The organism is Pseudoxanthobacter sp., assembly GCF_036822375.1.
GTDB lineage: Bacteria > Pseudomonadota > Alphaproteobacteria > Rhizobiales > Segnochrobactraceae > Pseudoxanthobacter.
On record NZ_DAISHT010000356.1, the window covers coordinates 1 to 2,063 of the forward strand.

Annotated in this window: 2 protein-coding genes; both read left to right on the top strand. The window is 68.0% G+C overall.

Annotated elements, in window-relative coordinates; translation table 11 throughout:
• The coding region (locus V7067_RS17565; protein WP_334177176.1) for a vitamin B12 dependent-methionine synthase activation domain-containing protein at positions 1–1,599 on the top strand (1,599 nt) is incomplete at its 5' end.
• A gap of 139 nt (positions 1,600–1,738) precedes the next feature.
• Positions 1,739–2,047 (top strand): succinate dehydrogenase assembly factor 2, encoded by a 309-nt coding sequence (locus V7067_RS17570; RefSeq protein ID WP_334177177.1) that lies wholly within the window; start codon positions 1,739–1,741, stop codon positions 2,045–2,047.
• The last annotated feature ends 16 nt before the right edge of the window (positions 2,048–2,063 follow it).

A 2,063-nucleotide genomic window follows, 5' to 3' on the forward strand; every position in this document is an offset into this window, starting at 1 on the left:
CTGTTCGGCGCCGGCAAGATGTTCCTGCCGCAGGTGGTGAAGTCGGCCCGCGTGATGAAGCAGGCGGTGGCCTGGCTGATGCCGTTCATGGAAGAGGAAAAGCGCCTCTCGGGTGCCGCCAGCGCGCCGGCGCAGGCCAAGATCGTGCTGGCCACCGTCAAGGGCGATGTGCACGACATCGGCAAGAACATCGTCGGCGTCGTGTTGCAGTGCAACAATTACGAGGTGGTCGACCTCGGCGTGATGGTGCCGGCGGCGACCATTCTGGAGCGGGCCAAGGCGGAGAAGGCCGATGTGATCGGCCTGTCCGGCCTGATCACGCCTTCGCTCGACGAGATGTGCCATGTGGCGGCGGAGATGGAGCGCGAGGGCTTCGCGGTGCCGCTGCTGATCGGCGGGGCGACCACCAGCCGGGTGCACACGGCGGTCAAGATCAATCCCAACTACAGCCGCGGGCAGGCGGTTTATGTGACGGATGCCAGCCGCGCCGTCGGCGTGGTCTCGCGCCTGCTGTCGGACCGCGATGCCTATGTTGCGGAGATCCGCACCGAATATCAGACGGTGGCGGAATCCCATGCCCGCGCGCAGGACGACCGCCGCCGCCTCTCGCTGGCAGAGGCACGGGCGAAGGCCCCGAAGCTCGACTGGCAGGGCTACACGCCCGTGCGCCCGCGCTTTCTCGGCACGCGGGTGTTCCGCGACGTGCCGCTCGACAAGATCGTGCCCTATATCGACTGGACGCCGTTCTTCGCGGCCTGGGAGATCCGCGGCACCTATCCGCTCCTGTTCGACGATCCGAAGGTGGGGCAGGCGGCGCGCACGCTCTATAACGATGCACAGCGCATGCTGGCGCAGCTGGTGCGCGAGCGCTGGCTGACGGCAAACGGCGTGGTCGGCTTCTGGCCGGCCAATGCCGAGGGCGACGACATCGTGCTCTATACCGACGACAGCCGCACCGAGAAACGCGCCACCCTGCACACCCTGCGCCAGCAGATGACGCGCTCCACCGATCGCGGCAACGTGGCGCTGGCGGATTTCGTGGCGCCGGCCGGTTCGGGCATCGCCGATTATGTCGGCGGGTTCGCCGTCACCGCCGGGCTCGGCGAGGAGGCCGTGGCCGAGCGCTTCTCCCGCGCCAACGACGACTATTCCAAGATCCTGTCGCAGTCGCTGGCCGACCGGCTGGCGGAGGCCTTTGCCGAGGCGATGCACGCCCGTGTGCGCCGCGAGCTCTGGGGCTATGCCGCCGGCGAGGCGCTGGATTATCCCGACATCATCGCGGAGAAATATCAGGGCATCCGCCCGGCACCGGGTTATCCCGCCCAGCCCGACCACACCGAAAAGGCAACCCTGTTCGGCCTGCTCGATGCCGAGGCGGCAACCGGCATCCGCCTGACCGAAAGCTATGCGATGTGGCCGGCCTCCGCCGTCTCCGGGCTCTATTTCGCCCATCCGCAGAGCCATTATTTCGGCGTCGGCCGCATCGAGCGCGATCAGGTGGCGGATTATGCCGCCCGCAAGGGCATGGCGCTGGCGGAGGCGGAACGCTGGCTTGCGCCGATCCTCGCCTACGATCCGGCCCGTCTCAGCGCCGCCTGAGACCGCCGTCACCGCCGACCCTGAACGCCGCCGGTGCGAGGGAATCCCTTGCGCGGGCGGTGTTCGCGTTTTAGTCCGGGAAAGGCCGGGCGCCCGCGGGGCGCTGCCGGCCTTGATGCCATTGGGGAGGGGACCGGCCATGACCGGCACCGCAATAACCAGCGATCAGGTGGACGCGCGCCGCCGCAAGGTGCTGTTCCGCGCCTGGCACCGCGGCATGCGCGAGATGGACCTGCTGCTCGGCTCTTATGTCGATGCCCGCATCGTCAACTGGAGCGAAGCCGATCTGGCCACCTTCGAGGCGCTGATGGATGTGCCGGACCAGACGCTGTTCGGCTGGATCGTGGGCCGCATGCCCATCGACGAGGAACACGACACCGCCGTGTACCGCGATTTCCTCCGGTTCCATTCCGGCACCGAGATCGCCAAGGGACTCTACGACCTATGACCCGCCCGCCCTTCGC

Bases quoted from the DNA above. Each gene is read 5' to 3' on its own strand.
- V7067_RS17570 (WP_334177177.1), top strand. From the start codon at position 1,739: ATGACCGGCACCGCAATAACCAGCGATCAGGTGGACGCGCGCCGCCGC.